At 63.6% G+C, this 26,731-nt stretch carries 27 protein-coding genes; 13 read left to right on the top strand and 14 right to left on the bottom strand.

Annotated elements, in window-relative coordinates; genetic code table 11:
* Positions 1–6: 6 nt before the first annotated feature.
* From AAIL66_RS19690 to AAIL66_RS19665, 6 genes are all read right to left on the bottom strand, one after another.
* A complete protein-coding gene (locus AAIL66_RS19690; protein ID WP_003077982.1) occupies positions 7–747 on the bottom strand; it encodes a flagellar basal body rod protein FlgF in 741 nt (246 codons plus the stop codon).
* Between the two features lie 69 nt (positions 748–816).
* Positions 817–2,085, bottom strand: coding sequence for a flagellar hook protein FlgE (gene flgE / locus AAIL66_RS19685; protein WP_343497541.1), 1,269 nt, complete (start codon positions 2,083–2,085; stop codon positions 817–819).
* 14 nt (positions 2,086–2,099) lie between these two features.
* Positions 2,100–2,762 carry a flagellar hook capping FlgD N-terminal domain-containing protein gene (locus tag AAIL66_RS19680; protein WP_034353098.1) on the bottom strand — a complete coding sequence of 221 codons (663 nt, stop codon included), beginning with the start codon at positions 2,760–2,762 and terminating at the stop codon, positions 2,100–2,102.
* A 16-nt stretch (positions 2,763–2,778) separates the two neighbouring features.
* Positions 2,779–3,183, bottom strand: a complete 405-nt coding sequence (gene flgC / locus AAIL66_RS19675; RefSeq protein ID WP_003059205.1) for a flagellar basal body rod protein FlgC — start codon at positions 3,181–3,183, stop codon at positions 2,779–2,781.
* Between the two features lie 16 nt (positions 3,184–3,199).
* Positions 3,200–3,613, bottom strand: coding sequence for a flagellar basal body rod protein FlgB (gene flgB, locus AAIL66_RS19670; RefSeq protein ID WP_003065531.1), 414 nt, complete (start codon positions 3,611–3,613; stop codon positions 3,200–3,202).
* Positions 3,614–3,626: 13 nt separating this feature from the next.
* The gene (locus AAIL66_RS19665; RefSeq protein ID WP_131324637.1) at positions 3,627–3,818 is read right to left on the bottom strand and encodes a hypothetical protein; all 192 of its coding nucleotides are present in this window, start codon (positions 3,816–3,818) and stop codon (positions 3,627–3,629) included.
* On the opposite strand from AAIL66_RS19665, the gene flgA reads away from it, so the two are divergent.
* The 4 genes from flgA (at position 3,817) to AAIL66_RS19645 (ending at position 5,747) form a co-directional block, all read left to right on the top strand.
* Entirely contained in the window at positions 3,817–4,575 is a 759-nt protein-coding gene (flgA, locus tag AAIL66_RS19660) for a flagellar basal body P-ring formation chaperone FlgA (protein ID WP_343497540.1), read from the top strand. The genes AAIL66_RS19665 and flgA overlap by 2 nt on opposite strands.
* 117 nt (positions 4,576–4,692) lie before the next feature.
* Positions 4,693–5,007 carry a flagellar biosynthesis anti-sigma factor FlgM gene (gene flgM, locus AAIL66_RS19655; RefSeq protein WP_034378013.1) on the top strand — a complete coding sequence of 105 codons (315 nt, stop codon included), beginning with the start codon at positions 4,693–4,695 and terminating at the stop codon, positions 5,005–5,007.
* A 38-nt stretch (positions 5,008–5,045) separates the two neighbouring features.
* Entirely contained in the window at positions 5,046–5,408 is a 363-nt protein-coding gene (locus AAIL66_RS19650) for a hypothetical protein (protein ID WP_003065537.1), read from the top strand.
* Between the two features lie 186 nt (positions 5,409–5,594).
* Entirely contained in the window at positions 5,595–5,747 is a 153-nt protein-coding gene (locus AAIL66_RS19645) for a hypothetical protein (protein ID WP_165572360.1), read from the top strand.
* Positions 5,748–6,012: 265 nt separating this feature from the next.
* Here the strand turns inward: AAIL66_RS19645 and AAIL66_RS19640 are convergent, their stop codons facing one another.
* Positions 6,013–7,485, bottom strand: coding sequence for a PLP-dependent aminotransferase family protein (locus AAIL66_RS19640; RefSeq protein WP_343497539.1), 1,473 nt, complete (start codon positions 7,483–7,485; stop codon positions 6,013–6,015).
* A gap of 382 nt (positions 7,486–7,867) precedes the next feature.
* Here AAIL66_RS19640 and AAIL66_RS19635 point away from each other — a divergent pair, with 382 nt between their 5' ends.
* Positions 7,868–9,046, top strand: coding sequence for a PLP-dependent aminotransferase family protein (locus tag AAIL66_RS19635; RefSeq protein WP_343497538.1), 1,179 nt, complete (start codon positions 7,868–7,870; stop codon positions 9,044–9,046).
* A 178-nt stretch (positions 9,047–9,224) separates the two neighbouring features.
* Positions 9,225–10,193 carry a PhzF family phenazine biosynthesis protein gene (locus AAIL66_RS19630; protein WP_343497537.1) on the top strand — a complete coding sequence of 323 codons (969 nt, stop codon included), beginning with the start codon at positions 9,225–9,227 and terminating at the stop codon, positions 10,191–10,193.
* A gap of 14 nt (positions 10,194–10,207) precedes the next feature.
* On the opposite strand, the gene AAIL66_RS19625 is transcribed toward AAIL66_RS19630, so the two are convergent.
* The 3 genes from AAIL66_RS19625 to AAIL66_RS19615 form a co-directional block, all read right to left on the bottom strand.
* Positions 10,208–10,867 carry an ABC transporter ATP-binding protein gene (locus AAIL66_RS19625; RefSeq protein ID WP_034353083.1) on the bottom strand — a complete coding sequence of 220 codons (660 nt, stop codon included), beginning with the start codon at positions 10,865–10,867 and terminating at the stop codon, positions 10,208–10,210.
* A 166-nt stretch (positions 10,868–11,033) separates the two neighbouring features.
* The gene (locus AAIL66_RS19620) at positions 11,034–12,686 is read right to left on the bottom strand and encodes an iron ABC transporter permease (RefSeq protein ID WP_034353081.1); all 1,653 of its coding nucleotides are present in this window, start codon (positions 12,684–12,686) and stop codon (positions 11,034–11,036) included.
* Between the two features lie 143 nt (positions 12,687–12,829).
* Entirely contained in the window at positions 12,830–13,858 is a 1,029-nt protein-coding gene (locus AAIL66_RS19615) for an extracellular solute-binding protein (RefSeq protein ID WP_034353197.1), read from the bottom strand.
* Between the two features lie 286 nt (positions 13,859–14,144).
* Between AAIL66_RS19615 and AAIL66_RS19610 the strand changes: the two genes are divergently transcribed.
* The 3 genes from AAIL66_RS19610 (at position 14,145) to AAIL66_RS19600 (ending at position 16,409) form a co-directional block, all read left to right on the top strand.
* Complete coding sequence (locus AAIL66_RS19610; protein ID WP_343497536.1) at positions 14,145–14,822, top strand: histidine phosphatase family protein; 678 nt, start codon at positions 14,145–14,147, stop codon at positions 14,820–14,822.
* 48 nt (positions 14,823–14,870) lie between these two features.
* Positions 14,871–15,320, top strand: coding sequence for a hypothetical protein (locus AAIL66_RS19605; RefSeq protein WP_224649599.1), 450 nt, complete (start codon positions 14,871–14,873; stop codon positions 15,318–15,320).
* Between the two features lie 102 nt (positions 15,321–15,422).
* Entirely contained in the window at positions 15,423–16,409 is a 987-nt protein-coding gene (locus tag AAIL66_RS19600; protein ID WP_063665081.1) for a tripartite tricarboxylate transporter substrate binding protein, read from the top strand.
* A 105-nt stretch (positions 16,410–16,514) separates the two neighbouring features.
* Here AAIL66_RS19600 and AAIL66_RS19595 read toward each other — a convergent pair whose 3' ends face one another.
* Entirely contained in the window at positions 16,515–17,390 is an 876-nt protein-coding gene (locus AAIL66_RS19595) for a creatininase family protein (RefSeq protein ID WP_343497535.1), read from the bottom strand.
* Positions 17,391–17,486: 96 nt separating this feature from the next.
* Between AAIL66_RS19595 and AAIL66_RS19590 the strand changes: the two genes are divergently transcribed.
* Positions 17,487–19,127 carry an MATE family efflux transporter gene (locus AAIL66_RS19590; protein ID WP_059441431.1) on the top strand — a complete coding sequence of 547 codons (1,641 nt, stop codon included), beginning with the start codon at positions 17,487–17,489 and terminating at the stop codon, positions 19,125–19,127.
* On the opposite strand, the gene AAIL66_RS19585 is transcribed toward AAIL66_RS19590, so the two are convergent.
* Positions 19,114–20,088 carry a tripartite tricarboxylate transporter substrate binding protein gene (locus AAIL66_RS19585; protein WP_343497534.1) on the bottom strand — a complete coding sequence of 325 codons (975 nt, stop codon included), beginning with the start codon at positions 20,086–20,088 and terminating at the stop codon, positions 19,114–19,116. The genes AAIL66_RS19590 and AAIL66_RS19585 overlap by 14 nt on opposite strands.
* A 205-nt stretch (positions 20,089–20,293) precedes the next feature.
* Here AAIL66_RS19585 and AAIL66_RS19580 point away from each other — a divergent pair, with 205 nt between their 5' ends.
* Positions 20,294–22,582 (top strand): thioredoxin family protein, encoded by a 2,289-nt coding sequence (locus AAIL66_RS19580; protein ID WP_343497533.1) that lies wholly within the window; start codon positions 20,294–20,296, stop codon positions 22,580–22,582.
* Positions 22,583–22,612: 30 nt separating this feature from the next.
* Here AAIL66_RS19580 and AAIL66_RS19575 read toward each other — a convergent pair whose 3' ends face one another.
* Positions 22,613–22,999, bottom strand: a complete 387-nt coding sequence (locus AAIL66_RS19575; RefSeq protein WP_343497532.1) for a VOC family protein — start codon at positions 22,997–22,999, stop codon at positions 22,613–22,615.
* A gap of 313 nt (positions 23,000–23,312) precedes the next feature.
* Here AAIL66_RS19575 and AAIL66_RS19570 point away from each other — a divergent pair, with 313 nt between their 5' ends.
* On the top strand, positions 23,313–23,828 hold the full coding sequence (locus tag AAIL66_RS19570; protein WP_034353055.1) for a hypothetical protein: 516 nt from the start codon (positions 23,313–23,315) through the stop codon (positions 23,826–23,828).
* Positions 23,829–23,890: 62 nt separating this feature from the next.
* Here AAIL66_RS19570 and AAIL66_RS19565 read toward each other — a convergent pair whose 3' ends face one another.
* Positions 23,891–24,757, bottom strand: coding sequence for a GNAT family N-acyltransferase (locus AAIL66_RS19565; RefSeq protein ID WP_045840181.1), 867 nt, complete (start codon positions 24,755–24,757; stop codon positions 23,891–23,893).
* Between the two features lie 216 nt (positions 24,758–24,973).
* Here AAIL66_RS19565 and hemE point away from each other — a divergent pair, with 216 nt between their 5' ends.
* Positions 24,974–26,089, top strand: coding sequence for a uroporphyrinogen decarboxylase (hemE, locus tag AAIL66_RS19560; protein ID WP_034377995.1), 1,116 nt, complete (start codon positions 24,974–24,976; stop codon positions 26,087–26,089).
* Positions 26,090–26,731 lie beyond the last annotated feature (642 nt).

The raw sequence follows: 26,731 nt of genomic DNA, 5'->3' as shown, positions 1-26,731 counted from the left end.
TGGCTATCAGCCGTTCAAGCTCAGCAGCTGGCTGGCGGATTTATCGTTGGTTTCAGCGGTCTGCAGCAGCTTCATCTGCTGCTCGAACTGGCGCGAGGCCGCGATCATGCCGACCATGGTTTCGACGGAGTTCACATTCGATCCCTCGATCGAGCCCGACAGCAGGCGCGCTGTTTCATCATTGGGCAGCGCATCGCCCTGCGCCGCGCGGAAAAAGCCGTCATCGCCGCGCACCAGCGGCTCATCGACGGGCGGCGTGACCAGCTTGACGCGCCCCACGGCCACGGGTAGCTGGTTGCCCATCTTGGCAGTCAGCGTGCCGTCCGAACCCAGGGAGATCGTGGACTCTGGCGGGATATCGATGGGCGCGCCGCCGTCGGAGAGCACGGCCTGGCCGTTGCTGTTGACCAGTTGCCCTTCGGGCGAGATCTCGAACACGCCGTTGCGCGTATAGGCTTCCTGGCCATCCAGGCCCTGCACGGCAAACCAGGCGCGGCCCATGGCCATGGCGTCCAGCGCACGGCCGGTGCGCTGGGCCGGGCCGGGAGTGTCTTGATAGCCGGAGGTGGCCTCCAGCGCAAACACGCGGGTGCCGGCCCCCGAACCCTGCAGCGGTACCGAACGGAAGGTGGACATCTCGGCCCTGAAGCCGTTGGTGCCCGCATTGGCCAGGTTGTGAGCCAGCACGGCCTGACGCTGGGCTGCCGCATTGGCCCCAGTCATCGACGTATAAATAATTTTGTCCATGCTGACCTTCCTTCCGTCAAATCAATCGCCTTTGCAGCCCAGGCGCAAAGCGCCTCAAGGGCTTATCGGTTATCGCAGGTTCACGAGTGTGGAGAACACCTGGTCCTGCGTCTTGATGGTCTGGGCGTTGGCTTGGTAGGAGCGCTGCGCCGTCATCATGTTGACCAGCTCGGCCGTCAGGTCCACGTTGGACTCTTCCAGCGCGCCCGACTGCAGCGAGCCGAAGGTGCCGGTCTGGGCCGAACCATTGAGCGCAGGGCCGGAGTCGGAGGTAGCAACCCATTTGTTGTTGCCGATGGAGCCCAGACCCTGGGTATTGGTGAATGCCGCCAGAGCGATCTGGCCTTCGGTGCGCGTGACGCCGTTGGAGTAGGAAGCCACGATGGAGCCGTCGCGGCCCACATTGATGCCCGTCAGTGCGCCCGAGGTATAGCCGTCCTGCTTGAGGCTGCTGACGGCAAACTTGGTGCCGAACTGGGTCAGACCGCCGAAATCGAACGCGACGTCGAAGGGCTGCAGGCCGTTGGGATTGGCCGTGCCGCCGCTGACGCTCAGATTCAGCGTGGTACCCGAACCTGTGGTCGGTGCATTGGGGGTGACGCTGGTGAGCTTGCCGCTCGCGTCGAACACTGCCGTACCAATGGGCGTGGCCGTGGCATCGAGCGAGTTGAAGACATTCCAGGTGTTGCCTGTGGCGTCTTTCTCGAAATACAGATTGACCGGGATCGCCGTGCCTTGGGTGTCATACACATTCAGCGAGGTGCCATAGGTGGCACGAGGCGTGGCAGCGACAGGAGGCGTGGCTGTCGCGTCGCCGGCGGCCGCCGTGGCGCGTGCATCCAGATTCAGCTCCACATTCACCTTGGATGTCTGCTTGGCGGGAATCGGCTGTCCTGTGGGAAAGCTCATCGGCACAGGCGTGGCACCCGACTGGATCTTGCCGGTCGAAGGGTCCACCACATAGCCCATGACATTGTCGTTGTCCACGGTCTTGAGGTTGCCCTCCTTGTCCAGGCCGAAGTTGCCGGCGCGCGTGTAGGCGATGCTGCCGTCGCTTTGCTTGACGACGAAAAAGCCGTTGCCGTTGATGGCGATGTCCAGGTTGTTGCCCGTCGAAGTGATGGAGCCCTGCCTGAACTGCTGGGACACGGAGGCCACGTTGACGCCGATGCCGCTGCTCTGGCCGCTGGCCGAGCCGATGGCGCTGGCGACCATCTCGGCAAAGTCAGCGCGCGAGGCCTTGAAGCCCGTGGTGTTGGAGTTGGCGATGTTGTGGCCGATGACGTCCAGATTCTTGCTGGCGGCGTTCAAGCCGGAGAGACCTTGTTGAAAACCCATGATGTGTTCCTCAATCAGTAAACGGCCTTGACGCCGGAATAAGCCACGCTGTCGCCGTTATCGAGCTCCAGCGACAAAGAGCCATTGGCCGAGCTGGTGGCAATCACGGCATGCGGCGCCAGCGGGGTGGATGCCACTGCGGTCGTGCCATTGGTGGCGACCACGCTGTAGCGCAGTTGCGAGGCATCGCCGCTGTATTTGTCCTTGCCATCCCAGGTGAAGTAGTTCCGCCCGGCAGCGCCGGCACCCAGGTCGATGGTGTCCACCAGCTCGCCGCTGGCCGTGGTGATCTGGATCTTGACGCTGGCCGCCTGGTTTTCCAGATCGAAGGCAGCGGTATGCGTGCCATCGGCCGCCACACCCAGGGTGTTGCCCTCGGTCAGCACCGTACGACCGATCATGGAAGTGCCCTGCAGCACCTGCATGGCCGTGAACTGGCTGGACATGGAGGCCATGGTCTGGTTCAGCTGCTGAATACCGGTCACGGTGTTGATCTGCGCCATCTGCGAGGTCATTTCCGCGTTGTCCATGGGATTCATGGGGTCCTGGTTGTTGAGCTGGGCCACCAGCAGCTTGAGGAAACGGTCCTGCGCCTCGTTGGGGTTGGTCACCGAGTTCTTGGTATTGCTGGTGGTGTTGGTCGTGGTGCCGTCCACGCTGCTTGCGCCGTAGATCATGTGTGTGTTCCCGGGCTTACTGGCCCATTTGCAGAGTCTTGAGCAGCAGCGTCTTGGCCGTGTTCATGACTTCCACGTTGTTCTGATAGGAGCGTGACGCCGAGATCATGTTGACCATCTCGTCCACGGCGCTCACGTTGGAATGGGTGACATAGCCCTCGCCATCGGCCAGTGGATTGCTGGGGTCGTGGATGCGGCGGCCGGGCGTGTTGTCCTCGCTGATGGCATTGACCTTGACGCCCGCGCTGCCGTCGTTGCCCATGGGCACGGTCTGAAACACGACCTGGCGCGCCTTGTAGACGCTGCCATCGGGGCCGGCCACGGCATCGACGTTGGCCAGATTGGAGGCCACCACGTTCAGGCGCTGGGACTGGGCGCTGACCGCGCTGCCCGAGATATTGAAGATGGAAAACATGGACATGGTTTAGCTCCTGGGCTTACTGGCCTTGAATGGCGCTGAGCATGGTCTTGGCCTGGCCGTTGATGAAGCGCAGCGTGGCTTCGTAGCGCACGGAGTTGTCGACGAAATTGGCGCGCTCGCGATCCAGATCCACGGTGTTGTTATCCAGGCTGGGCTGGGAATTGACCGAATAGCCGAGCTTGGCCTTGAGCGCCTCGTCCGACATCTGCGCCTGCAGCGGGATATGGCCTGCCGTCGTGACGCTGGCCTGGGTCAGGGGCTTGGGCCCGCTGGTCGCGGCCATCAAGGCTTCGCGGAAATTGAAGTCGCGCGCCACATAGCCGGGGGTGTCGGCATTGGCAATATTGCTGGCAATCGCACGCTGGCGCTCGGCGCGCAGCAGCAGCGCCTCGCTTTGGAAGTCCAGTCGTTCGGTCATTTTGTTCAGCATTGCGGCCTCGCTTTCAGAATTCGGGGATGCCGGAGCCCACGGACTGCGGCATGCGAGGATTATGAAAATCGGCAGCGCAAACTAAAGCGCGAAGAAAGCGGTATTGCGCTGGCTCTTCAAGCCATTGCGCAAGCCATGTCACGCCTATATTTGCCAGCATCGTCTGCAGCCCTGTGACTGCGGATACTTCAAAGGATTGATGCATGTCTGGCCGCTTTTCCCTGTTTCTGCGCCTTCGCCCCTCTCAAGGCCTGGCTGCAGCATGGGGTCTCGCTGCGCTGCTGCTGACGGCTGGCGCACAGGCCCAGGACGGCGCGGCGCAGCTCAGCCAGATCGGACAGCGCTTTGTCGATGCGGCTCTGCACCAGCCATCAACCGAGACTGCGCAGGCCGGCAATGGCATGGCTTTGCGCATGGAAGTTCAGATGGGCCAGCTGGACTCGCGCCTGCGCCTGGCAGCCTGCGCCAAGGTCGAGCCCTATCTGCCTGCGGGCAGTCGCCTCTGGGGTCGCACCCGGCTGGGCCTGCGCTGCGTGCAGGGCAGCGTGCCCTGGAACGTGTTCCTGCCCATCACCGTGCGGGCCTATGGCCCGGCCTGGGTGGCCCAGGGCAATATTCCGGCCGGCAAGACGCTGAGCGCCGAGGACGCAGCCCCCGCTGAAGTGGACTGGGCCGAGGACAGCGCCCCCGTCTTCGCCAATGCACAGGATTTCATCGGCATGGTCGCGGCGCGACCGCTGACTTCGGGGCAGGCTCTGCGCCAGAACATGGTACGTCCGCCTGCCTTGTTCACGGCGGGATCGTCCGTCCAGGTGATGGTCAACGGCGGCGGCTTCAGCGTTGCCGGCTCAGGCAAGGCAATGACTGCAGCCGGAGAAGGACAGCAGGTACGGGTTCGCATGGATAATGGCCGCCTTGTTACAGGAACGGTCAATGCCAGTGGCGTGGTTCTGGTTCAATGACGAGAGAGTGCATACTCACTTCATCAACCATGCCAAATATTCCTCAAGTTTTACGCGCCCTTGTCGAAAGCAAGGCTACAGCGCCCTACGCCGATACAGGGCGATTGGAGAACCAGCATGAAGATAGGCAATAAGCCGGACCTGCAGCAGACCGCTGCAGCCGCCAAGCAGGCCCCGAAATCCGCCACCACGGTTGCCACCGAAGAATCGACCAAAGGCTTGTCCGAGCGCGCCGCTGGCGTGCCCGTGTCCTTTTCGTCCTCGGCCCGCGCCCTGGACAGCCAAAACCGCACCAATACCGACTTTGATGCCGACCGCGTCAAGGCCATGCGCGAAGCCATTGCCAATGGCAGCTTCCGCGTCAACGCCGAGGCCGTGGCAGACAAGCTGCTGGCCAATACCGAAGAATTCCTGGTTCACGCTCGCGGCTGAAGCGCCCGTGCCTGAACTCCCGAACAAAGGCTGACCCGATGACCTTGCAGGAAATGCTCGATTCGCTGGATGCGGTGATTCAGACCGTTTCGGCATCGCTGCAGTCACCGGACGCATCCGCGCTGGAACAGTCCAGCACCCGCCTGCGTGACGCCATGGTGGCGTTCTCCCAGCTCGTCAAACGCTTCTCGGCAGACGACTGGACGCCTGCACTGCGCGAGCGCGCACAGAATCTGGACCGCGAAATTTCCCTGGTCCGTGACCAGTTGGCAAGGCTTTCCGTGCTCAACCAGCGCCGCACCAAGGCCCTGGTGCCTGCTGCCGAAGACAGCACCTATGAAAGCAGTCTGCGCGGCGCATCGCAGACCGGCCGCGCACGCATCTATCACGCAGCCAGCTAGGCTCGACGCGGAAACTCCAAGCAACACGGGCAACCCGGCACGAGATGCTCTGGGCGCGCTCAACCACGCCGGCCGCTAAGCGGTGGCCCGCCACCTGACCGCAGCGCCTGCCGACATCCCCATGAACCATGGCTTTGCCCGCGTCTATGGCTTTGATGCCCCAGCACAGCCAGCTATGACACACAGATGGTCAGCCGGTTGGTCCGCGGCGTGGTGCAGGGCGATGCCATAGGCAGGCAGCGGCCCGTGGAGTTCGACCATCCGATGTCCGACGCCTTTGGCGAGCTGCTGCAGCGCACAGGCTGCCATATCCATCAGGGTCCCGTCCAGCTGGGTTAAGAACGTGTTGACGATCTCTACGCAGTCGCGTTGGAGCGCAATCGGGATGAGTTCAAAGCGTTGGCTCGCCGCTTGCACCGGGGTGCAAGCAAGAGTCAGCGCGCAGAAATCGCCCGATTTCGCCCCAACCCTGCGGGACAGAGGGTTTGCGGGCGGTCTGCGGCGTTGCGAATCCTCGCAATAGCACGGCTATTGCTGCGGTATCGCGCCTTGCATCCCATCCCGCAAACCCTCTGTCGCGGCGCGAGGAGATCGTCAACACGTTCTACAACTTCTGTGCCTGGGCCCGCATGGGGGCCACGACGCGCTCGAAGACGCGCCAGAAGGCGGCGTCCTGTGTGGTCGCGAAGTTGATGCGCATGCAGGTGCTGGAGCCCCGGCTGGCATGGAACATGGCGCCAGGGGCAATCATGTAGCCCTGATCCAGCAGCAACTGGGTCAGCACCTCGGTATCCACGCCGGTATCCACCCAGCCGAACATGCCAGCAGGCTCGGCCACAAACCGACAGCCAGCCGCCTGGGCCAGAGCCACGCTGCGCGTGCGCGCCTGGGCCAGATGCTGGCGCAGCCGCTCGGCATGGCGGCGCAGCTGGCCTTGCTCCATGCACAGGGCCAGGGCCTGCTCCATGGGGGTCGGCGTGGACAGGGTGGACAGCAGCTTGGTGTCCAGCAGTCTCTCGACCAGCTCGGGCGGCGCTGCCAGATAGCCCAGGCGCCAGTTGGGCACCAGCACCTTGGCAAAGCCGCTGATGTAGATGCTGCGCTGCAAGCGGTCCAGCACCGACACGCGTGGCGCGTGATCGGGCGCAATATGGCAGTAGCTATCGTCCTCCACCACATAGAAGCCGTATCGCTGCGCCATCTGCAGCACCTCATGGGCGCTGGCCGCGCTCAGGCTGTAGCCCGTGGGGTTGTGCAACACGCTGACACTCACATAGAGCTTGGGGGCCATGGTCTCGCAATAGCGCTGCATCACCGCCATGTCCGGCCCCTCGGGCCCGCGCGGCACGGGCAGCACGCGCATGCCCATGGCGGCCAGGCGCGCATATTCCACGGCCCAGCCCGGCTCCTCCACCATCACCGGATCGCCGGGCTGCAGCAGGGCTCGGCTCACGATGTCCAGCGCCTGGGTCGCCCCCAGGGTAGTGATGATCTGGCCAGTCCCCGCCGCGATGCCTATGCGCTGCAGGCGCCGCGCCAGCGCTTCGCGCAGCCGGCTGTCACCCATGGGCTCGCCATAGCGCACCAGCGATTCGCGCAGCGCCTGCCCGCTGGTGACCTTGCGCATGGCCGCCACCAGAAAGCCGGCATCCAGCCATTCGGCAGGCAGCACACCGGCACCAGGCTGGGGCTTTCCGGCCACGCTCTCCACGAACATGCCGCGAATCAGCATGGTGGCGTTGATGCGCGTGCCTGGCGGGATGCCTACCGGGGTGTTGACCGCTCCCTCATTGATAGCTATCTGCGCTTGACTTTCCTGCGTTTGAAGCGGATTTTGCACAATATCGCGTACAAAGAAGCCGCGTTGCGGCCTGGCCTCGACCAGTCCCTGGGCCTGCAGCAGGTCGTAGGCGGCCACCACCGTGTACGGACTCACGCCTTGCTGGCGCGCGCATTCACGCACCGAGGGCAGGCGCGCGCCAGCGGGCAGCAGCCGCGTGCGTATGCGCTCGGCCAGACGCTCGGCCAGTTGCTGGGTCAGGGTCAGGGCCGCCTGGCGGGACAGGGAGATGGACATGGTAATGTGCAGCGAACTGTATTGAAGCGGATACCGATACAGAAGCCATGATTGTGAGACTGTCTGTATAGGTACTGTAATGGTCTCACGCGTATATTGAGTCCATCAACCTCTCTTGGCCGCCCTCCACACAGGGCTATGGTCACGGCCTGCGGCCTCACCGGCTGCAGACCACACCGTCGCAATTGCCCGCCAGCCCACACAGGCAAACCGGTCGCGACACAATAAGCCCACCTGCTGGTGCATGGTTGCAGCGCCTTGTGCGCCGCAACGATTGCATCCCGAGCCCCAAGCTCGGGCCGGCACATGCCCGACAACGGCGTGAGAATGCACACCGGCCAGCCCTGCCCGGGCTGGAAACGTAGAGATCGAGTACTGTTTTATGACAACCTGGACGCTGGCAGAACGTGCTGCCAAGATGAATTCCTCCGCCATCCGCGAGATCCTCAAGCTGACCGACCGCCCCGGCATCATCAGCATGGCTGGCGGCCTGCCTTCCCCCAAGGCCTTCCCTCTGGACGCGTTCACCGAAGCCTGCCAGACCGTGATGCAGCGTGACGGTGCCGCAGCCCTGCAGTACTCGACCACCGAAGGCTTTGCCCCGCTGCGTCAGGCAATTGCCGACTTCCTGCCCTGGAGCGTCGACCCCGAGCAGATCCTGATCACCACCGGCAGCCAGCAGGCACTGGACCTGATCGGCAAGGTGTTCCTGGACAAGGGCAGCCGTCTGCTGGTCGAAAAGCCCACCTACCTGGGCGCCCTGCAGGCCTTCACCCCCATGGAGCCCATGGCCGTGGGCGTGGACAGCGATGACGAAGGCATGCTGATCGAGGACTTTGCCAAGCAGATCGGCAGCGGTGCCGACAAGGCCCGCCTGGCCTATGTGCTGCCCAACTTCCAGAACCCCACCGGCCGCACCATGAGCGATGCGCGCCGCCAAGCCCTGGTCGACAAGGCCAGGGAGCTGGACATTCCCCTGATCGAGGACAACCCCTACGGCGACCTCTGGTACGAACAGGAGCCCCCTCTGCCCCTGGCTGCACGCAACCCCGAGGGTGTGATCTACATGGGCTCGTTCTCCAAGGTGCTGGCCCCCGGCCTGCGCATCGGCTTCATCGTCGCGCCCAAGTCCGTGTATGGCAAGCTGACCCAGGCCAAGCAGGCCGCCGATCTGCACACCCCCAGTTTCAACCAGCGCGTGGTGGCCGAAGTCATCAAGGACGGTTTCCTGGATCGCCATGTGCCCACCATCCGTGCCATGTACAAGGCTCAGCGCGATGTGATGCTGATGGCTCTGGAGCGTGAGATGGCCGGCCTCGACGTGAAGTGGACACGTCCTGTGGGCGGCATGTTCCTCTGGGTCAGGTTGCCTGCGGGCATGGACGCCCAGGCCCTGCTGGCCAAGGCCGTGGAGCGCAATATGGCTTTCGTTCCCGGCGCGCCCTTCTACGCCGGCGATGCACAGAACAACACGCTGCGCCTGTCGTATGTGACGGTGTCTGCCGAGCAGATCAACGTCGGCATCAAGTCCCTGGCCGAGGCCATCAAGGCCAGCTTGTGATCTGAAGGCCCCCTGAGCGGCTTTGCCACCTCCCCCTCTCTGGCGCTTTGCGCCGGAGGGGGACGACAGCCTCGGTGCGCGGCGGCGCTTCCTCGCTGTCTCTGATACCCCATGGCATGTGAAATGCCACATCGACCGGCTCTGCGCCGGTTTTTCTTTTTGCCGACAATCGCTGCCCATGTCTGCCTCCGCACATACCAGCCCTCTCTCTCGTCCCTATATGACCGTGGACGTGTTCACGCATACCGCGCTGCTCGGCAACCCCGTGGCCGTGGTGCTGGGTGCCGATGGCTTGAGCGATGCGCAGATGCAGGCCTTCGCGCGCTGGACCAATCTGTCGGAAACCACTTTTGTGCTGCAGCCCACGCCCGAGGGGCTGGCTGCGGGCGCCGACTACCAGCTGCGTATCTTCACGCCCGCGGGCGAACTGGCTTTTGCCGGCCACCCCACGCTGGGCAGCTGCCATGCCTGGCTGGCCCAGGGCGGCCAGCCGCGCAACCCCGAGCAAGTGCTTCAGGAGTGCAAAAAAGGCCTGGTAGCCATTGGCTGCGATGCGCAAGGTGCGCTGTTTTTCGAAGCACCCTCACTCGACTCTCAGGAGATTTCCGAAGAGGAACTGGCACCCGTGCTGCAGGCTCTGGGCCTGCAGCGTGAGCAGTTGCTGATGGCACGCAGCCTCTACAACGGCTCGCCCTGGCTGGGAATGCTGCTGGACCACCCCGATACGGTTCTGAGTGTGGAGCCAGACTTTGGCGCACTCAAAAAGCTGGGTGCCAAAACCGGTCTGGCGGCCATTTATGAGGTGGCAGAGGATGCCCCGTTGATTGGCCGCTCCAGCCGCGAGGCCCGCGCTTTTGCCAAGCAGGCGGAAGAAGCAGCTCAAGAAAAAGTGACCTCAGCGCAACCACGTCTGGAAGTGCGCGCCCTGATCGGCGATACCGCGAGCGAAGACCCTGTCACCGGCAGCCTGAATGCAGCGCTGGCCCAATGGCTGACGGGCGAGGGTCTGCTGCAGACTCCCTATATCGCCGCGCAAGGCGTATGCGTGGGCCGTGACGGACAGGTTCATGTCCAGACCGCAGCCAACGGCAAGCTCTGGGTAGGCGGCCACACCGTGACCGTCACCTCAGGCCGCGTCCTGCTTTAAACCTCAGGGCCGGCTCAGAGCTGAACTGGCGTCATCCTGCAGATCTGGTCGGCCATGGTTTCGGCCTCCTGCGCATTGTGCGTGACCAGAATCGCCGTCTGCCCGGTGGCCCGCAGAATGTCGCGGACCTCCAGCGTCAGGCGCTCGCGCGTGGCGGCATCGAGATTGGAAAATGGCTCATCGAGCAGCAGCAAGGCCGGGGACGGCGCCAGGGCCCGCGCCAGCGCCACACGCTGCTGCTGACCGCCGGACAGCTCGTGCGGGAACTTGCTACCTGAATTCGCCAGCCCCACCACGGCAAGCAGCTCCTGCACACGCTTGTCGCGCTCTGGCTTGCCCATACGGCGCAGGCCGAAGCCCACGTTCTGCACGGCCGTCAAATGCGGGAACAGCCCGTACTCCTGAAACATCATGCCCACATGACGCTGCTCGGGAGGCAGATGCGTGCCGGGGCCGGAGAGCAATACCTCGCCCAGATGAATGCTGCCCGCGCGCACCGGCTCAAAACCCGCAATCGCTCGCAGCACGGAGGTCTTGCCGCAGCCCGAGGGACCCAGCAGGCTGGCGATATGACCTGCAGGCACCTGCAGATCAAAGCCCTGCAGCACGGTGTGCAAGCCCTTGGGAGTGTCATAGCCCAGTTGCAGCTGCGCAATTTGTAGAGAGGCGGTCATGCAGTCACTTCATCACGACTTATGCAAAACGGGTTCAGGCAAGACGACTGCCTCGGGAGGCCGTCCGTTGCTGCATTCTTGTTTGCACAAGTCCTGTTCATCCTATTCATATTCAATAGCTGCTTGCGCAATACTCATAAGCGCTTGAGCCGATTTTCATGCATATTCATCGCTGACTACCCGACAGCTGGGCACGCGCCAGCAGCATGACGGGAACCAGCCCCGCGATCACAATGCACAGCGCGGCGATCGCGCCCTCCTCATAGGTGCCGCGCGCGGCTTCGGCATAGAGCCAGGTGGCCAGGGTATCGAAATCGGCCGGGCGCAGCAGCAAGGTAGCGGGCAACTCCTTCATGGCGTCGACAAACACCAGCATGGCACTGGTGGCCATGGCGGGCCGCAGCAGCGGCAGATGCACGCGGCGCAGCGTGCCCAGGCGGCTTTCGCCCAGCAGACGCGATGCCTGCTCCAGCGTCGGCGGAATACGCACCAGTCCAGCCTCGATACCGCCCACGGGCATGACCAGAAAGCGAATCACGCAGGCAGCCACCAGCACAATGCCCTGCCCCATCAGCGGCAGGCCGCCCATACCGAACAGCTGGGCCAGCCCGGCGTCGAACGCCAGCGCTGGCGTCAACAGGCCGATGGCCAGCACCGTGCCCGGCACGGCGTAGCCCAGCGCCGCCAACTGCGCTGGCCAGCGTGACGGCGCTCGCGTGCTGATGCCGGTGCGCGTGGCCCAGGCCACGACAAGACCCGCGGCCACCGCGATCACGGTCACGCCCAGCGCCAGTCCCAGCGTGTTGAGCAGACTGGAGACCAGGCCCTCGGACACGCCCGAGCCCTGCACCAGACGCTTGCCGCTTTCCCAGGCCAGATAGGCAGCTGGCGCAGCAAAGCCGATCAGCACCGGCAGGCTGCAGGCCAGTGTTGCCAGCCAGGCCCTGCCTGCGGGCAGGCGGTGCGGCGCTATGGCCCGCATGCGCTGGGCCGAGCCAAAGCGCTGACGACTGCGGCCCTGACGCTCCAGCCAGACCAGGGCCACCACGGCCAGCAGCATGGAGCAGGCAATCTGCGCGGCACCAGCCAGATCGGAACGCGTGACCCAGGTGGTGTAGATCGACACCGTGAGTGTGTGCACGCCCAGAAACTCGGACGCCCCGATATCGTTGAGTGTCTCCAGCAGCGCCAGGCTCAGACCCACGACCAGCGCCGGTCGCGCCATGGGCAGGGCCACGCGCCAAAAAGCACCCCAGCGGGTCTCACCCAGCGAGCGTGCGGCCTCCATCAGATGCGCCGGCTGGGTCATGAACATGGAGCGCGCCGTCATGTACACATAGGGGTAGAGCGTGAAGCCCAGCACAAAGATCGCACCGCCCATGGAGCGAAGATCGGGCAGGCGCCACTGACGCGGGCTGTCGTAACCCAGCAACCAGCGCAGCGCGCCTTGCACCGGGCCTATGGGGTGAAGCAGGTCCAGATAGGCAAAGGCCACGATATAGGCCGGCATGGCCAGCGGCAGCAGCAGCGCCCAGTGCAGCCAGCGCCGCCCCGGAAAATCACAGGCCGTCACCAGCCAGGCACAGCCCGTGCCCACCACCAGCACCACCAGGCCCACCCCGCCCAGCAGCCAGGCCGTATTGGCAGCGGCATCGGGCAGCACATAGCGCAGCAGATCCTGCCAGTGCGCCCAGTCCGCCCCCAGCGCCAGCCAGGCCAGCGAGGCAATGGGCGCAAACACCCCCAGCGCAATCAACCAGCTTGCGCCCTGCCACACCGGCCCGACGGGTCTGAGCCCTGAACGAAGATAAGAAAACATCAAAAAATCAAAAAGGAAACGGCCCTTGGACAGGCATGCTCCATCAAAGGAACACCGAGCAAGAGCCGCCTCGCAGCGAAGGTGTTGTCCCCCTCCCGCGAAGCGAGAGAGGGGGAAGGCGCATCAGCGCCTCAGGGGGCTACTTATTTATCAAATCCCACCTTGTCGACCAGCACGCTGGCAGCCTTGCGGTGCTTGGCAATCTCTGTCAGCGGCAGCGGATCGATCTTGATCTCGCCAATGCTCTGGGCCACCACGGGGTCCAGCGCCACGCCCTTGCGCACAGGGTGCTCGTAGTTGGCCTGGGCGTACATATTCTGAGCCGGTTCGGAGACCAGGAACTCCAGCAACTTCACGGCCTGATCGCGGTTGGGCGCGTGCTTGGCCACCGAGGCGCCGCTGATATTGATATGCGTGCCGCTCTTGGGATCGTTGAAAGTAGGCTTGACGACCTTGATGGCATCGCCCCACTTGCGTGCGTCCGTACCTTCCTTGGCCGCCTTCATATGGCCCACGTAATAGGTGTTGGCCAGGCCCACATCGCAGATGCCGCCCAGAATGTCACGCGCCACGTCGCGGTCGCCACCGGTGGCCTTGCGCGCCAGATTGGCCTTGACGCCCTTGAGCCACTGCTCGGTCTTGGCTTCGCCGTCATGGGCGATCATGGCGGCGATCAGCGCCGTGTTGTAGGGGTGCTGGCCGGCACGGCTGCAGACCTTGCCCTTGAACTGGGGCTTGGCCAGGTCTTCATAGCGGAAGGCGCCGATCTTCATGTCCTTTTCGGCATACAGCACGCGGGCCCGCATGGACAGCGCAAACCACTGGTTGTCTGCGGCACGCAACTGGGCAGGAATGGCGGCTTCCAGAGTGCTGGACTTGACTGGCTGGGTCACGCCACCGTCCACCAGATCCAGCAGATTGCCGATATCCACCGTCATCAGCACGTCGGCGGGCGAGCGCTGGCCTTCAGCCTTGACGCGCTCCAGCAGGCCGTCCTTGACGAAGACCGTCTTCACACCGATCTTGGTCTGCGCCGTGAAGGCAGCCAGCAAGGGCTGGATCAGAGCCGGTTCACGGGTGGTATAGAGCGTGATGTCCTCGGCGTGGGCGGACAGCGCAGGGGCGCACAGGCTGGCAACGGCGGCCAGTGCAAACAGGGGTCGTCGAAACATGGAGGGCTCCAGATGGTGAACAGGCATAAAAAAACACGCTCCGCCTCGAAACCGACAAGCCTCCTGCCAGCCAAGTGCAAGAGATCCGTGAACCAGTACCGAAAGCGGAGCGTATTTTTTATGTTTTTGAGAATCGCTCTCAACTATCTTAACCGAGCAGCACACCCTGTCCGTGCGCCAATCCTGACGACGGTTGCGGAAATGCCCGCCCGTGTGCTGTCACCCAAGCGCCAGCAGGTCGCAGGCATGACAGCGCCGCAAGCGGGCAAGGCCCAACATCCGCGCCATGGGAAACCTCTACCTTGTGCGCCATGGCCAGGCCTCGTTTGGCGCGGATGATTACGACCAGCTCAGCCCACGCGGCCAGGAACAGGCGGTGCGTCTGGGTGAATACTGGCGTGAGCGAGGTCTGAAGTTCGACGCCGTCTATGCAGGCACGCTCAAGCGCCATCAACAGACGCTGGCCGGGATAGTCCAGGGCCTTGGCAGCGCTTTAGGCCTTGAGGCACAAAGCCGGTCCGGACTCAACGAGTACGACAGCGAAGCCCTGCTGCGCGCCATCCACCCTGCCCCTCTGCCCAGGCCCGATACGCCCGAGCTGTACCGCCATCATTTCCGTCTGCTGTGCGACGCACTGGCGCAATGGATGGGAGGCACCATCAGCCCGCAGGGCATGCCCGACTGGAACGGTTTTGCGGATGGAGTGCACCAGGTGCTTGAGGAGATACGCCACCAGCACAGCGGCCAGAACGTGCTGCTGGTCAGCAGCGGCGGCCCCATCTCCGCGGCCGTGGGCCAGGTGCTTGGCACCGCGCCCGAGGTGACCATCGCTCTCAATATGCGGCTGCGCAATATTGCAGTAACCGAATTCAGCATCAGCCCCAAGCGCTTGATGCTGCAAAGCTTCAACACGCTCAACCATCTCGATAGCGCCGAATACAGAAGCTGGATCACCAGCGCCTGATCCCCTTCAGGCCAGGAGCCAGCCAACGCAAAGTGCTACAAAGCCGCAATGGACTCCATCTTTCTCAGTCTTGGCGATACGGCGCTGACACTTGACATAGGCGCACAGCAGCACCGGCTGCCCATCGGCATTGCCACCCTGGTCAAGGCCTTTGCCCAGCGCATGCCCAATGCGCTGATGCTGGAAAACGCAATTGCCGATGTGGAGGATGCCGTCATGCCGGCCGGGCGCTGGCTGCCTGCAGGCGCCAGCCTGCTGCAAACGACAGACCCGCTGCTGCGGCAACTGATCCATGGTGCCACGGCCGACCCGCAAGCCACACAGGCCTCGCGCGAGGCGATCGAGAATATGTTCGAGTTGCTGGCACGCCAGGCCCAGCAGCCCGGCCATGCCGACCCGCAGCTGCCGCAGACCGCTGAACATGCGGCGGCCCTGCTGATATTGCGCGAGGTCATGCATCACTGGGGGCTGACTGCCCTGCAAGCAAGCGGTAACTAGCCATACCTGTGCGGCATAGCAGACAGAACGCTTTGCGGCTGCCTCTCGGCATTTTTCGGCGGCACACTCTCTGGATAAAAAGTTTCAGACAGAAGGACAAGCATGAAACGCCGCAGTTTTACCCAATCCCTGATCAGTGCCGCAGCGGGGGCTGCCCTGCTGAGCGGATTAGCCACCACCGCCCAGGCCGAAGGCCTTTCCAACCGCCCCATCCGCATCGTCGTACCCTTTGGTGCCGGCGGCGTGGCCGATGTGACGGCCCGTGTGGTGGCGCAGCAGCTGTCCACCCAGCTCGGCCAGCCCGTGGTCATAGACAACAAGCCCAGCGCGGGCGGTATCGTGGCGGCCGACACCGTGGCCAAGGCTGCGCCCGACGGACATACGCTGTTTCTCATGTCCAACGGCAGCGCCGTCACGGTGAATCTGTTCAACAGTCTGCCCTTCGACATGGTCAAGGACCTGACGCCCATCTCCACGCTGGGCTACTTTGACATTGGCGTCATCACCGATGCCAAGTCGCCCTTCAAGAACCTGGGCGAGCTGGTGAGCTATGCCAAGGCCAATCCCGGCAAGCTGAATCTGGGCAGCATCAATGTGGGCAGCACCCAGCACCTGGCGGCCGAGCTGTTCAAGACCACGGCCGGCATCGATGCGCAGATCGTGCCCTTCAACGGCACGCCCGCCGTGGTGACGGCGCTGCGCGGCAAGCAGATCGATGCAGCCGTGGAAATTCTCACGCCCATCATGGGCCAGATCAATTCCAAGGCCGTGAACCTGCTCGCGGTGACGGGCGAGAAGCGCTCGCCACTGCTGCCCAATGTGCCCACGGCCCAGGAATCCGGCGTCAAGGGCTTTGTGGCCTCGTCCTGGAATGCGCTGGCTGCGCCCTCCAAGACACCAGCCCCCGTGATCGCGCGTCTGAACAAGGAAATCAACGCCGCCGTCAACAACCCCGAGGTCGCCAAGAAGCTGCGCGAACTGAATGTGCAGGCCCAGGCCAGCACGCCCGAGCAGACCTCCAAGCTGCTGCAATCGGAAATCAAGCGCTGGGGCGATGTGATTGCTCAGGCAAAAATACCGAAGCAATGACAGCGAGGACTATGCTTTCAGTAGCTTCTAGCGCTTGACAGCAATGGAGTTCAATACAAAACAGCCTAAATTTTCAGGCTGTTCTTGCGTGAACAGCTCCTGAATTCAAAGTGGCTGCGGCTGATTCCCTACCGTGCTCAGCGGCAGATCATGAATCTCGCCCAGCAGCCTGACCAGACCTTCGGCTGCAGACTGCACGACTTTCGCACCGCGCTCGGCCGTGGCAGCGGCGGAATTGCCCACCGCTCCGGCCGGGTTGTAGTCCTCGATGGCCCAGCCCAGCTTGGCGCTGCGGCCATTGCCGATGAAGTGGTATTTGCCGGCCCGCAGCTCCGAGCTGGAGGCGAAGTTCTGCGCACGCTCCATATGCACGGTCTCGGGTGCCAGGTGCAGCATCATCGATGTCTCCACTTCGCCGCCGTGAATGCCGAAGCGGTGCTCATGCGCGCAGAACTGCTGGTTGGCCGCATCATCCACCAGCCCGAACCAGCTGGCGCTGTAGACCAGCAGGCCATGCTTGATGCGCAGCTCGCGCGCAACGATGTCCATCACGCTGACCTGGCCGCCATGACCGTTGAGCAGCAGCAGCTTTCTGATGCCGGCGCGCGCCACGCAGGCGCCCAGCTCCGTCCACAGTGCAATCAGCGTGGCCGGCTGCAGGCTCAAGGTGCCCGCATAGTTCGTATGCTCGACCGAAAAACCGATGTTCTGCGGCGGCAGAAACAGCACCGGCAGCTCAGCGGGCAGTTGCGCCAGAGCGGCATCGATGACGCCCTCTATCAGGCTGGCATCCACCGACAGCGGCAGATGCGGCCCATGCTGCTCCACTGCCGCCACGGGCAGCACGGCCACGGTATCGGCGGCCAGACCATTGCTCTGGGCCAGGGCAAAGTCATGGGCCGAGGCCTGGGCCCAGAAGCGTGACGGCCAGCGGGGAAGCGCGCTTGCGGGAGTGGTCGGGGTATTGCTCATGGCCATCATCGTAGCTGCGCCAGCGCTCCGAAACCACCTCCTGCCCCGGATTCCGGGCCCACCGCCCGTCAACCGCTACCGGCCGACATGCCCCACAATGGGCCGATGCCTGAAGCCTCCGCCAGCGCCCCGCGCCAGAGTGCGCGCACCGCCAACTCCAAGCCCCAGACCCGCGACCTGACCCAGGGCCCGATTGCCAGCACCTTGCTGGTCTTTGCCCTGCCGATCCTGGCCGGCAATGTGCTGCAGTCGCTCAACGGCTCGGTCAATGCCATCTGGGTCGGCGGCCACCTGGGCGAGGCCGCGCTGACGGCCACCGCCAATGCCAACAACGTGATGTTTGCGCTGATCGGCGCGGTGTTCGGCATCAGCATGGCGACCAATATCCTGATTGCCCAGAGCATGGGGTCGAAAAACATCGCGCAAGCCAAACGTGTGCTTGGCACCAGCGCGACGTTTTTTGGTGTTGTCTCGCTGCTGATTGCCCTGCTGGGCTGGCCGCTGTCGCGCCATCTCATGCTGTGGATGAGCACACCCGAAGCAGCGCTGCCGCTGGCCGAGGCTTATCTCAAGGTCATCTTTCTGGCCATTCCGCTGCTGTTCATGTTCAGCTTTGTGACGGCGGCCCTGCGCGGCGCGGGAGACACCAGAACGCCGTTCTGGTTTCTGCTCGTTGTCGTGGCGCTGGACATGGCGCTCAACCCTCTGCTGATCTTTGGCTGGGGCCCCGTGCCGCGCATGGGCATCCAGGGCTCGGCCGTGGCCACGCTGATTGCCAATGCCGTGAGCTTTTTTGCCCTGCTGGGATGGCTGCGCCTGCGCCGCCATCCCTTGTGGATAGGTCGCCGGCAGCTGGGACTGTTCAAGCCCGATCTGACGATCGTGCGCACTCTGGTGGTCAAGGGCCTGCCCATGGGCGTGCAGATCGTGATGATCTCGCTGGCCATGATCGCCATGATTTCCATGGTCAACGAGCATGGCGTGCAGACGGCATCCGCCTATAGCGCAGCGCTGCAACTGTGGACCTATGTGCAGATGCCGGCCATGGCCATAGGCGCGGCCTGTTCGTCCATGGCGGCGCAGAACGTGGGGGCGGGCCTCTGGCAGCGTGTCAGCGCCACGGCCAATGCAGGCATGCTGGGCAACCTCTTGATGACGGGCAGCCTGATCGTCCTCATCGTGCTGCTGGACCGCCATGTGCTGGGCTGGTTTCTGCCCAGCGGCAGCCCCTCGCTGGAGGTGGCCCGCCACCTCAACCACATTGCCATAGGCTCCTTCCTCTTCTTCGGCGTGACCTTTGTGCTGGCCGGCGTGGTGCGTTCGACGGGTGCCGTCATGGCGCCAGTACTCATCCTGGCAATTGCCATGTGGGGCATACGCGTGCCCGTGGCGCGCTGGCTGCAACCCGTGATGGGCGTGGATGCCATCTGGTGGAGCTTTCCCATCAGCTCCGTCTGCTCCATGCTGATGATGCTGGCCTATTACCGCTGGGGCCACTGGCGCCAGGCGCATATGCTGCCGGCTGCAGCCCAGGCCCCGGCACAGCCCGCAAGGACGAAGGCGCAGGCCCAGACGGCAGAGGAACTCCAAGCACAGGCCCCCGTGGACAGCGATGCGCTGATGGCCAGTGCCGAGCCTTGCAAGCGCATCGCCATCCCAGCCGAGGTGGGCGGGCAGCCGCCCAGCTCCGTCGCCAACCTGGCCGCGGAGGCCGGATCTGCTTCGCGCGAAGCTAGCCCAGGGTGATGCCTGTTTCCTTGACGATGCGCTTCCAGCGCTCATGGTCGGCGGCAATGAGCCGACCGAACTCCTGGGGCGTGCTGCGCCGCGGCATGTAGTTGTAGCCGGCAAGCCTGGCCAGCACATCAGGCATCTGCATGATCTTGTCCATCTGCTGGGCCAGATAGCCCACGATGTCCTGAGGCGTACCCTTGGGAGCCAGCAGCCCCGACCAGGAATTGAAATCCATGCCCGCTATGCCCAGCTCGCGCAGCGTGGGCAGCTGCGCAAAGGTCGGTACACGCTGGGGCAGCAGCACGGCCAGGGCCTTGACCTTGCCTGCGCGAATCATCTCCACCGAGGTGAAGGAGTCGAACGAGAAGTCCACCTCGCCCGCCACCACGGCCTGCATCTGCGGGCCCGTGCCCTTGTACTGGGCATTCACGATGCCCGGTGCCTCGATCACTTTCTTGAACTGCTCGGTGATCAGCGAAATCATGCTGCTGCCCGAGGAGGCGCTCAGCGGCCGGCCCTGCTTCGCCATGGCGATCAGCTCCTGCATGCTGTTGACGGGCAGGTCCTTGCGCGCAATCACCACAAAGCCCACATCGCACAGATGGCTGATGGGCTCGAAGCTGGCCAGCGCCTCGTAGCCGGTCTTGTAGAGCACTGGGCTCAGGGTCTGCGCTCCCGCCGTGTTCATCAGCAAGGTATAGCCGTCGGGTGCTGCGCGGGCCGCCAGCTCGGAGCCTATGACGCCGTTGGCGCCACTCTTGTTGTCGACCACGAAGGACTGGCCCGCAAGTTCGCCCAGCTTCTGCATGGTCAGCCGGGCCACGACGTCGGTGGTGCCACCGGCCGGAAACGGCACGATGACTCGTACCGGCTTGTCCGGATAGCCGGGCGCAGCGGCCGCATGCCAAGGCAGCGCGGTGGCAGCACAGGCAGTCGAGGTGGCAAGAAAGCGGCGGCGTGATGTATTCACCATAATGCTTGTCTCCTGTAATTGCCCGGCAACGGACTCCTGCGACCGGCTCCGGCTGCGGGATGTTTGAGCCTTGCAGGCCGAGCCATGATGGAGTCCGCCCGCGCCTTCTGTCCAATACCATGCGCCTATGCAAGCATTGGTTTTGCCAATCGGCCGCCCCCGTGCAGGGAACCAAAAACACCGCAACAGACTCCCACCGTCCGCCATGTCTTCTCAAGCCCTTTCCCTGACCACCGGACCCCGCCGCCTCTCGCAGCGCCTTTCACTCTGGCTGATGCTGGCGCTGGCCGTCTGGGCCTGTGCTTTTGCCACCGGCGCTGGCGCGCAGATCCTGCTCAAAAATGCGGCTTCGGGTGCCGCCACCGTGCAGACGCCGCGCGTGCAGGCCGAGCTGGTGGCCCAGGCCCCCGAGGGCATCACCGCCGGTCAGGTCTTCTGGCTGGGGTTGAAGATCACCCACCAGCCCGAATGGCATACCTATTGGAAAAATGCTGGCGATTCGGGCCTACCCACCGTGCTGCAGTGGCAACTGCCCCCGGGCCTGGAGGCCGGCCCCATCGCCTGGCCGCTGCCTCATGCGCTGCGCGTGGGCCCCCTGGTCAACTATGGCTATGAGGACACGGTGCTGCTGCCCGTGCCCATCAAGGTCGCTGCAGACTTCAAGGCACCGGCCTCCGGCGTAGTGGACCTGGGCCTGGCCGCCGAATGGCTGGTCTGCCGCGTGGAATGCATTCCCGAGTCCGGCAACTTCCAGTTGCAGATCCCCGTTCAGGGCAGCAGCGCCCCTCACAGCCAGGCCTTTGTGCAGGCACAGGCCGGCCAGCCCCAGGCGCTGAGCCAGGGCGGCCAGGCCCTTGTTGAGTCCGGCAAGGCCGAAGGCACGAACCTGCCCGACGACCGAGTGACGCTGCGCATACCCGGACTGCCGGCCAGCCTCAAGGGCAAGACACTGGAGTTCTATCCCGAGAACGCCGACACCTTCAAACATGCCGCAGAGTCAGGCAAGGACTGGAAGCAGCACTGGGACGGTGACGTCTGGGTCGGCGAGAACATGCCGCTGTCCGATATGCGTGGCGAAACCGCGGCGCAACTGGCCGTGGTGCTGGCCCTGCCGCCTGCTGAGCGCGCTGCCGCGCTGGAGCGCGGCGAAAGCGCTGGCTGGCGCAGCGAACTGGCCGTGCAGGGCCGATGGAGCGCCCCCGCACTGGCTGGCGTATCGCCGGCCCTGGCAGCGGCGCTGGAGGCCAACAAGACCGCTTCACAGCCCGTGCCGGCAGGCAATACGGCCAGTGCAGGCAGCCTCTGGGCGGCCCTGCTGGGCGGCCTGATCGGCGGCCTGATCCTCAATCTCATGCCCTGTGTGTTTCCCGTACTGGCCATCAAGGTGCTGGGCTTTGCGGGCCATGGCCAGAACCGCCAGGCCCAGAGGCTGGGCGGCCTGACCTATACTGCCGGCGTGGTGCTGTCCTTTGTGGCACTCGGCGCACTGCTGCTGGGCCTGCGCGCGGCCGGCCAGCAGCTGGGCTGGGGCTTCCAGCTGCAGTCGCCCGTGGTCGTGTCGCTGCTGGCGGCGCTGTTCACCGTGCTGGGGCTGAATCTGGCCGGACTGTTCGAGTTCGGCAGCCTGCTGCCCAGCAGCATTGCCAGCGCCCAGGCGCGCAACCCGGTGCTGGACTCCTTTCTCTCCGGCGTGCTGGCCGTGGCGATTGCCTCGCCCTGCACGGCGCCCTTCATGGGGGCCTCGCTGGGCTTTGCCATCGATATGCCTGCGGCGCAGGCACTGACAGTGTTTGTCGCACTCGGCGTCGGCATGGCCCTGCCCTATCTGCTGGCCAGCTTCGTGCCTGCCGTCGTGGGCTGGCTGCCGCGGCCCGGCCCCTGGATGCAGACCTTCCGCCACGCCATGGCTTTCCCCATGTTTGCCACCGTGGTCTGGCTGGTCTGGGTGCTGGGCCATCAGGGCGGCATGGATGCCGCTGCAGCCCTGCTGGCCCTGCTGCTGGTGCTGGCCGCGCTGATTTGGGCCCTGGGCCTGCGCGGCAAGAGCCGCATCAGCCTCGGCGCTCTCGCCCTGCTGCTGGCCGCTGGCGTGGTCTATTACGCCCTGCCGCTGATCAAGGCCGAGCCTGCGGGCCAGGCTCAAACACAGGCCGGCGAACTCTGGCAACCCTGGTCGGCAGACAAGGTTCAGTCTGCCCATGCCTCGGGCCAGCCGGTGTTTGTGGACTTCACGGCCGCTTGGTGCGTGACCTGCCAGGTCAACAAGCGCACCACGCTCAGCAATGCCGAGGTGCTTGCGGCCTTTGCGCAGCACCAGGTGCAGCTGCTGCGCGCCGACTGGACGCGCCAGGACCCGGCCATCACCCAGGCACTGCAATCGCTGGGGCGCAGCGGCGTCCCCGTCTACGTGCTGTACCTGCCCGGCAAGCAGCCTGTGGTGTTGAGCGAGCTGCTCTCCAAAAGCGAGGTGCTTGACGCACTCAAACAGATCTAGGCCATTACCGCGCACAGAGCATGACGCAATTCAGGCTGGCGCCACTTCCTCGTGCAGGCAGAGGTAGTTACCCTCAGTGTCCTTGAACCAGGCGGCTTTCTCGGACCCCAGCACGCAGACATGGTTGACGGTCTTGAAGTCGGGGAAGTCGTAGTCCTCAAACACCACACCCCGGCTTTTCAGTTCCCGAATGCTGGCAACGATATCGGGCACCCGAAAGCTGATGGCCGTGTGCTTGGCCTTGGTGCCGCCAGGCTTTGGAAACAGGGCCAGCGCACTGCCGCCAACCAGGTAGACAAACTTTCCATCGGGCCGCAGCTCTCCTGGCTGCAGACCCAGGCTTTCTTCGTAGAAAGCACGAGCACGCGCCATATCCATCACCGGCAGCATCGTCGTCACAGCAGAATGGCTCAGCATAAGAACTCCTTTGCCCGGCGCTGCGGGGTCATGGCCCTGAGTCGAGCAGACCAAGCTTAGCCCCAGGGGTGAGCAGATGCCAGCCCCGGCAAGCTCAATGAACCTGGCGCAATCAACTTTACGACTGGGCACATCGGCCTCGCCTTGGAGTGGAGCGCGACTTCAAGCAGGCGCATAGTGCCTATGGCACAAACCAGGCAAAAGCTCTAGACTGGAACTGCCCACAAGCCAGGCGCAACCGCAGTTTCCAGCCCTTGCCAGCCTTGCACGCGTTGACCACTGCGGACTGCCTGAACTGCACAGGAGGTAAGCCATGCATGCCAACCTTATCCACCAGCCGTCTCACAAACGTCTTTGCCTGTTGCGTGCACTGGCGCTGGCCAGTCTGGCAATCGCCGGTCTGGCCCTGCCTTTTGCCTGGGACATCCTGGCCAGCATCAACAGCATGCCCAAGATGCACTGGTTGCAACAGGCACTGGCGCAGGCTCCTGCCTTCAGTTGGCTGATGATGTTTGTCTGGGGCGGAGCCATACCGTTGGTCTTGCTCAAGAACATGGACCAGACGCCGTCACACAAGCTTCGCACCACGGTGGTGATGCTGATCCTGATGTGGATCGCCGTCACCTGGTATGTGCACATGCCGGCCAGCAATCAGTGCAGCGCGCTTTATGGATCCTGGGATTGGGCCTGCTCGGTTCTGCAATGGGGCTACAGCATGAGTCTGGTGCTGTCCATTGCAGCCTATGCCTTCCTCATGCTGGGCCTGATGGTTACGGCGCTGGGCCTGTTTGCCGAAGGCCTGGAAGATGAGCCCGGCCACGCTGCATGACCCGTCCAGTCATCAAAAAAGCCTGTGGCATGGCCACAGGCTTTTTGCTTGCTGCTCTCGCTTCAGGCCTTCATGCGCCCGAACAGCCGACGGTAGCGAGAGGGTAGATCCTGCATGCGCATCATGATGGGCAGATCGGCCGTATTGAAGTCGCTGTCCCAGGCCGGTGCCCCCAGCACCTTGGCACCGGCACGCAGATAGCCCTGGATCAGCGCTGGCGGCTCGACCTTCAACGCATCTGCCGAGACATTGCTGATATGTGCAAGCTCCTCGGGCAGGGCTACGCGGGGGCGCACCTGCAGCTCGTGCTCGGCCAGATGGCTCTGGCGCAGTTGCTGCCAGATGCGTGCCGGGCCTTCGCCATGGGCCAGGCCCGGGTACTGCATGGGAATGCTGGCGCAGCCCACCATGGCCTCGAGCCGGTTGCGCTGCATGAATTCGGCCAACGCCCCCCAGAGCGCCAGAATCACGCCGCCCTGGCGATGCTCCGCATGCACGCAGCTGCGCCCCAGCTCGACCATCTGTGCCCGCCAGGCGTTGATGGGCGAGAGATCGAATTCCTGATCGCTGTACAGACCGCCGGCGCGCTGAGCCTGAGCGGGGGTCAGCAGACGGTAGGTACCGATCACCTTGTTCTGCTCTTCATCGCAAACCATCAGATGCTCGCAGAAATCGTCAAAGACATCGATATCGTGGCCAGCCACAGGCGTCTGCAGCACAGCACCCATTTCTTCGGCAAAGATCTGGTAGCGCAGGCGCTGGGCCTGGCGAACCTCGTCCAGATGCCGGGCCCAGCGCACCTGCAGGCGCAAAGCGGGCGCTGCAGCGTGTGCGGGACTAGCGGGACGATGGGAAAGCGAGGGAGCCGATGACTGTGTCGTCGCGATGCTCTGGCCATTCAGCGCATCAAGAATCTCGGGATGCCTCATGTCTGCTTTCCTCCGGTGTTGGACGCAGTTGGCGGCCTGCCTGTGCCACACGGTGTGTCTGCGTGGCGCCATTGTGGAAAACGCAGATGAAGCCTGCGCGACATTTGGATGACGTTTTCGTGACAAGGCCTTGCAACAGCCATACCTGCACAGAGAGCTGAATTGCCGCTCGGGATTGTGGTGAATGGGAAAGCCGGAGTGGGCGACAATCGGCATATGAGTTTCGCCCCCCTGACCAATGACACCTTCCTGCGCGCATGCCGTCGCCAGGCTACTGACTACACGCCCCTGTGGCTGATGCGCCAGGCGGGACGCTACCTGCCCGAGTACAAGGCCACCCGCGCCAAGGCCGGCAGCTTCATGGGCCTGGCCACCAATGTGGACTACGCCACCGAGGTGACCCTGCAGCCGCTGGATCGCTTCCCGCTGGACGCCGCCATTCTGTTCAGCGACATCCTGACCGTGCCCGACGCCATGGGCCTTGGCCTGTCGTTCGCCGAAGGCGAGGGGCCGCGCTTTGCCAAGGTCGTGCGCGACGAGGCCGCCGTGGCCGAGCTGGCCGTGCCCGACATGGACAAGCTGCGCTATGTGTTTGACGCCGTCACCAATATCCGCAAGGTGCTCAATGGACGTGTGCCGCTGATCGGCTTCTCGGGCAGCCCCTGGACTCTGGCCTGCTACATGACCGAGGGCAAGGGCAGCGATGACTACCGCACCGTCAAGTCGCTGATGTACTCGCGCCCCGACCTGATGCACCGCATCCTGGAAGTCAACGCCGACAGCGTGGCTGTCTACCTGAACGCCCAGATCGATGCCGGCGCACAGGCCGTGATGATTTTTGACAGCTGGGGCGGCGTGCTGGCCGACGGTGCTTTCCAGGAATTCAGCCTGGCCTATACCAAGCGCGTGCTGGCTCAGCTCAAACGCACCGGTGTGGACGGCAGCGATGTGCCCCGCATCGTCTTCACCAAGGGTGGCGGCATCTGGCTGCCCGACATGAAGGACATCGACTGCGAGGTACTGGGTCTGGACTGGACGGCCAATCTGGGCAAGGCTCGCGCCATTGTGGGCGGCGAGGTCGGCGGCCCCGGCAAGGCGCTGCAGGGCAATATCGACCCGAACGTGCTGTTTGCCGCACCCGAGCAGGTCGCCGCCCAGGCGCGTGCCGTGCTGGACAGCTTTGGCAAGCCTCATACCGACAAGAGCACCACCGGCCCCACCCACATCTTCAATCTGGGTCACGGCATCAGCCAGTTCACCCCGCCCGAACATGTGGCCGCGCTGGTCGAAGCTGTGCACAGCCACTCGCGCCTGCTGCGCACAAAGGACTGATTCCCCCTGCAACAACTGCCTTCCCAGGCATTTGTTGCAGAACAACGGGCCTCAATCACCCGATAAAATCAAATGGTTATTGAGCGACAATTGCCGGTCTGAGATGCAGCAAAGCGGCAGCAAATTATTGATTTCAAATCACTAAATCTCAGACCCTGAAAAACTCGGCGCCAGCAGTGCTTGGCGCTTTTTTATTTTTTCATCCACCTTGGCATCGATTGACGGAAGTTATCCACATATGGATGCTTCAAGATAACTGCATACCTCATGGCTGCTGGCTCTAGTGCTATTTTTTGAGAAGTTAAGGACTTTGCACAGCGGTTTGGAAGCATTTAGGTTTAGGGAGCTTCTCGGTTGACAGTGACTCGCCGCCTGATTTATGCACAGATATGGCGAGGCAGACTCCCTGCCAACACTCTGCCAAAGCAAGCTCATCATTGCCTCATGAACACATATAAGTCTTTGTTTTAAATAAATTAATTATTCAACCACTCCGCCATCCTGCCGACTTGCAAGCACGAACAGGACTTGCTCAGGCCTTTCGCGCACATTGTTTCTCACAAAGTTATCCACAGAACGCAAAGCCTTTGCAGGCTTCAAAATCTGCTATAGCTCTGAGGAACCGCGGCCTCTGCAGCGCCT

Origin of the sequence: Comamonas sp. F1-6 (genome assembly GCF_039581415.1) — a bacterium.
Classification (GTDB): Bacteria; Pseudomonadota; Gammaproteobacteria; order Burkholderiales; family Burkholderiaceae_C; genus Comamonas; species Comamonas thiooxydans.
This window is presented reverse-complemented; position numbering and strand designations above follow the sequence as displayed.

Excerpts from the sequence above, each read along its gene's own strand:
- AAIL66_RS19690 (WP_003077982.1), bottom strand. The coding sequence starts at position 747 with ATGGACAAAATTATTTATACGTCGATGACTGGGGCCAATGCGGCAGCC.
- flgE (WP_343497541.1), bottom strand. The coding sequence starts at position 2,085 with ATGGGTTTTCAACAAGGTCTCTCCGGCTTGAACGCCGCCAGCAAGAAT.
- AAIL66_RS19680 (WP_034353098.1), bottom strand. The coding sequence starts at position 2,762 with ATGATCTACGGCGCAAGCAGCGTGGACGGCACCACGACCAACACCACC.
- flgC (WP_003059205.1), bottom strand. The coding sequence starts at position 3,183 with ATGTCCATGTTTTCCATCTTCAATATCTCGGGCAGCGCGGTCAGCGCC.
- flgB (WP_003065531.1), bottom strand. The coding sequence starts at position 3,613 with ATGCTGAACAAAATGACCGAACGACTGGACTTCCAAAGCGAGGCGCTG.
- flgA (WP_343497540.1), top strand. The coding sequence starts at position 3,817 with ATGTCTGGCCGCTTTTCCCTGTTTCTGCGCCTTCGCCCCTCTCAAGGC.
- AAIL66_RS19665 (WP_131324637.1), bottom strand. The coding sequence starts at position 3,818 with ATGCATCAATCCTTTGAAGTATCCGCAGTCACAGGGCTGCAGACGATG.
- flgM (WP_034378013.1), top strand. The coding sequence starts at position 4,693 with ATGAAGATAGGCAATAAGCCGGACCTGCAGCAGACCGCTGCAGCCGCC.
- AAIL66_RS19650 (WP_003065537.1), top strand. The coding sequence starts at position 5,046 with ATGACCTTGCAGGAAATGCTCGATTCGCTGGATGCGGTGATTCAGACC.
- AAIL66_RS19645 (WP_165572360.1), top strand. The coding sequence starts at position 5,595 with ATGGTCAGCCGGTTGGTCCGCGGCGTGGTGCAGGGCGATGCCATAGGC.
- AAIL66_RS19640 (WP_343497539.1), bottom strand. The coding sequence starts at position 7,485 with ATGTCCATCTCCCTGTCCCGCCAGGCGGCCCTGACCCTGACCCAGCAA.
- AAIL66_RS19635 (WP_343497538.1), top strand. The coding sequence starts at position 7,868 with ATGACAACCTGGACGCTGGCAGAACGTGCTGCCAAGATGAATTCCTCC.
- AAIL66_RS19630 (WP_343497537.1), top strand. The coding sequence starts at position 9,225 with ATGTCTGCCTCCGCACATACCAGCCCTCTCTCTCGTCCCTATATGACC.
- AAIL66_RS19625 (WP_034353083.1), bottom strand. The coding sequence starts at position 10,867 with ATGACCGCCTCTCTACAAATTGCGCAGCTGCAACTGGGCTATGACACT.
- AAIL66_RS19620 (WP_034353081.1), bottom strand. The coding sequence starts at position 12,686 with ATGTTTTCTTATCTTCGTTCAGGGCTCAGACCCGTCGGGCCGGTGTGG.
- AAIL66_RS19615 (WP_034353197.1), bottom strand. The coding sequence starts at position 13,858 with ATGTTTCGACGACCCCTGTTTGCACTGGCCGCCGTTGCCAGCCTGTGC.
- AAIL66_RS19610 (WP_343497536.1), top strand. The coding sequence starts at position 14,145 with ATGGGAAACCTCTACCTTGTGCGCCATGGCCAGGCCTCGTTTGGCGCG.
- AAIL66_RS19605 (WP_224649599.1), top strand. The coding sequence starts at position 14,871 with ATGGACTCCATCTTTCTCAGTCTTGGCGATACGGCGCTGACACTTGAC.
- AAIL66_RS19600 (WP_063665081.1), top strand. The coding sequence starts at position 15,423 with ATGAAACGCCGCAGTTTTACCCAATCCCTGATCAGTGCCGCAGCGGGG.
- AAIL66_RS19595 (WP_343497535.1), bottom strand. The coding sequence starts at position 17,390 with ATGATGGCCATGAGCAATACCCCGACCACTCCCGCAAGCGCGCTTCCC.
- AAIL66_RS19590 (WP_059441431.1), top strand. The coding sequence starts at position 17,487 with ATGCCTGAAGCCTCCGCCAGCGCCCCGCGCCAGAGTGCGCGCACCGCC.
- AAIL66_RS19585 (WP_343497534.1), bottom strand. The coding sequence starts at position 20,088 with ATGGTGAATACATCACGCCGCCGCTTTCTTGCCACCTCGACTGCCTGT.
- AAIL66_RS19580 (WP_343497533.1), top strand. The coding sequence starts at position 20,294 with ATGTCTTCTCAAGCCCTTTCCCTGACCACCGGACCCCGCCGCCTCTCG.
- AAIL66_RS19575 (WP_343497532.1), bottom strand. The coding sequence starts at position 22,999 with ATGCTGAGCCATTCTGCTGTGACGACGATGCTGCCGGTGATGGATATG.
- AAIL66_RS19570 (WP_034353055.1), top strand. The coding sequence starts at position 23,313 with ATGCATGCCAACCTTATCCACCAGCCGTCTCACAAACGTCTTTGCCTG.
- AAIL66_RS19565 (WP_045840181.1), bottom strand. The coding sequence starts at position 24,757 with ATGAGGCATCCCGAGATTCTTGATGCGCTGAATGGCCAGAGCATCGCG.
- hemE (WP_034377995.1), top strand. The coding sequence starts at position 24,974 with ATGAGTTTCGCCCCCCTGACCAATGACACCTTCCTGCGCGCATGCCGT.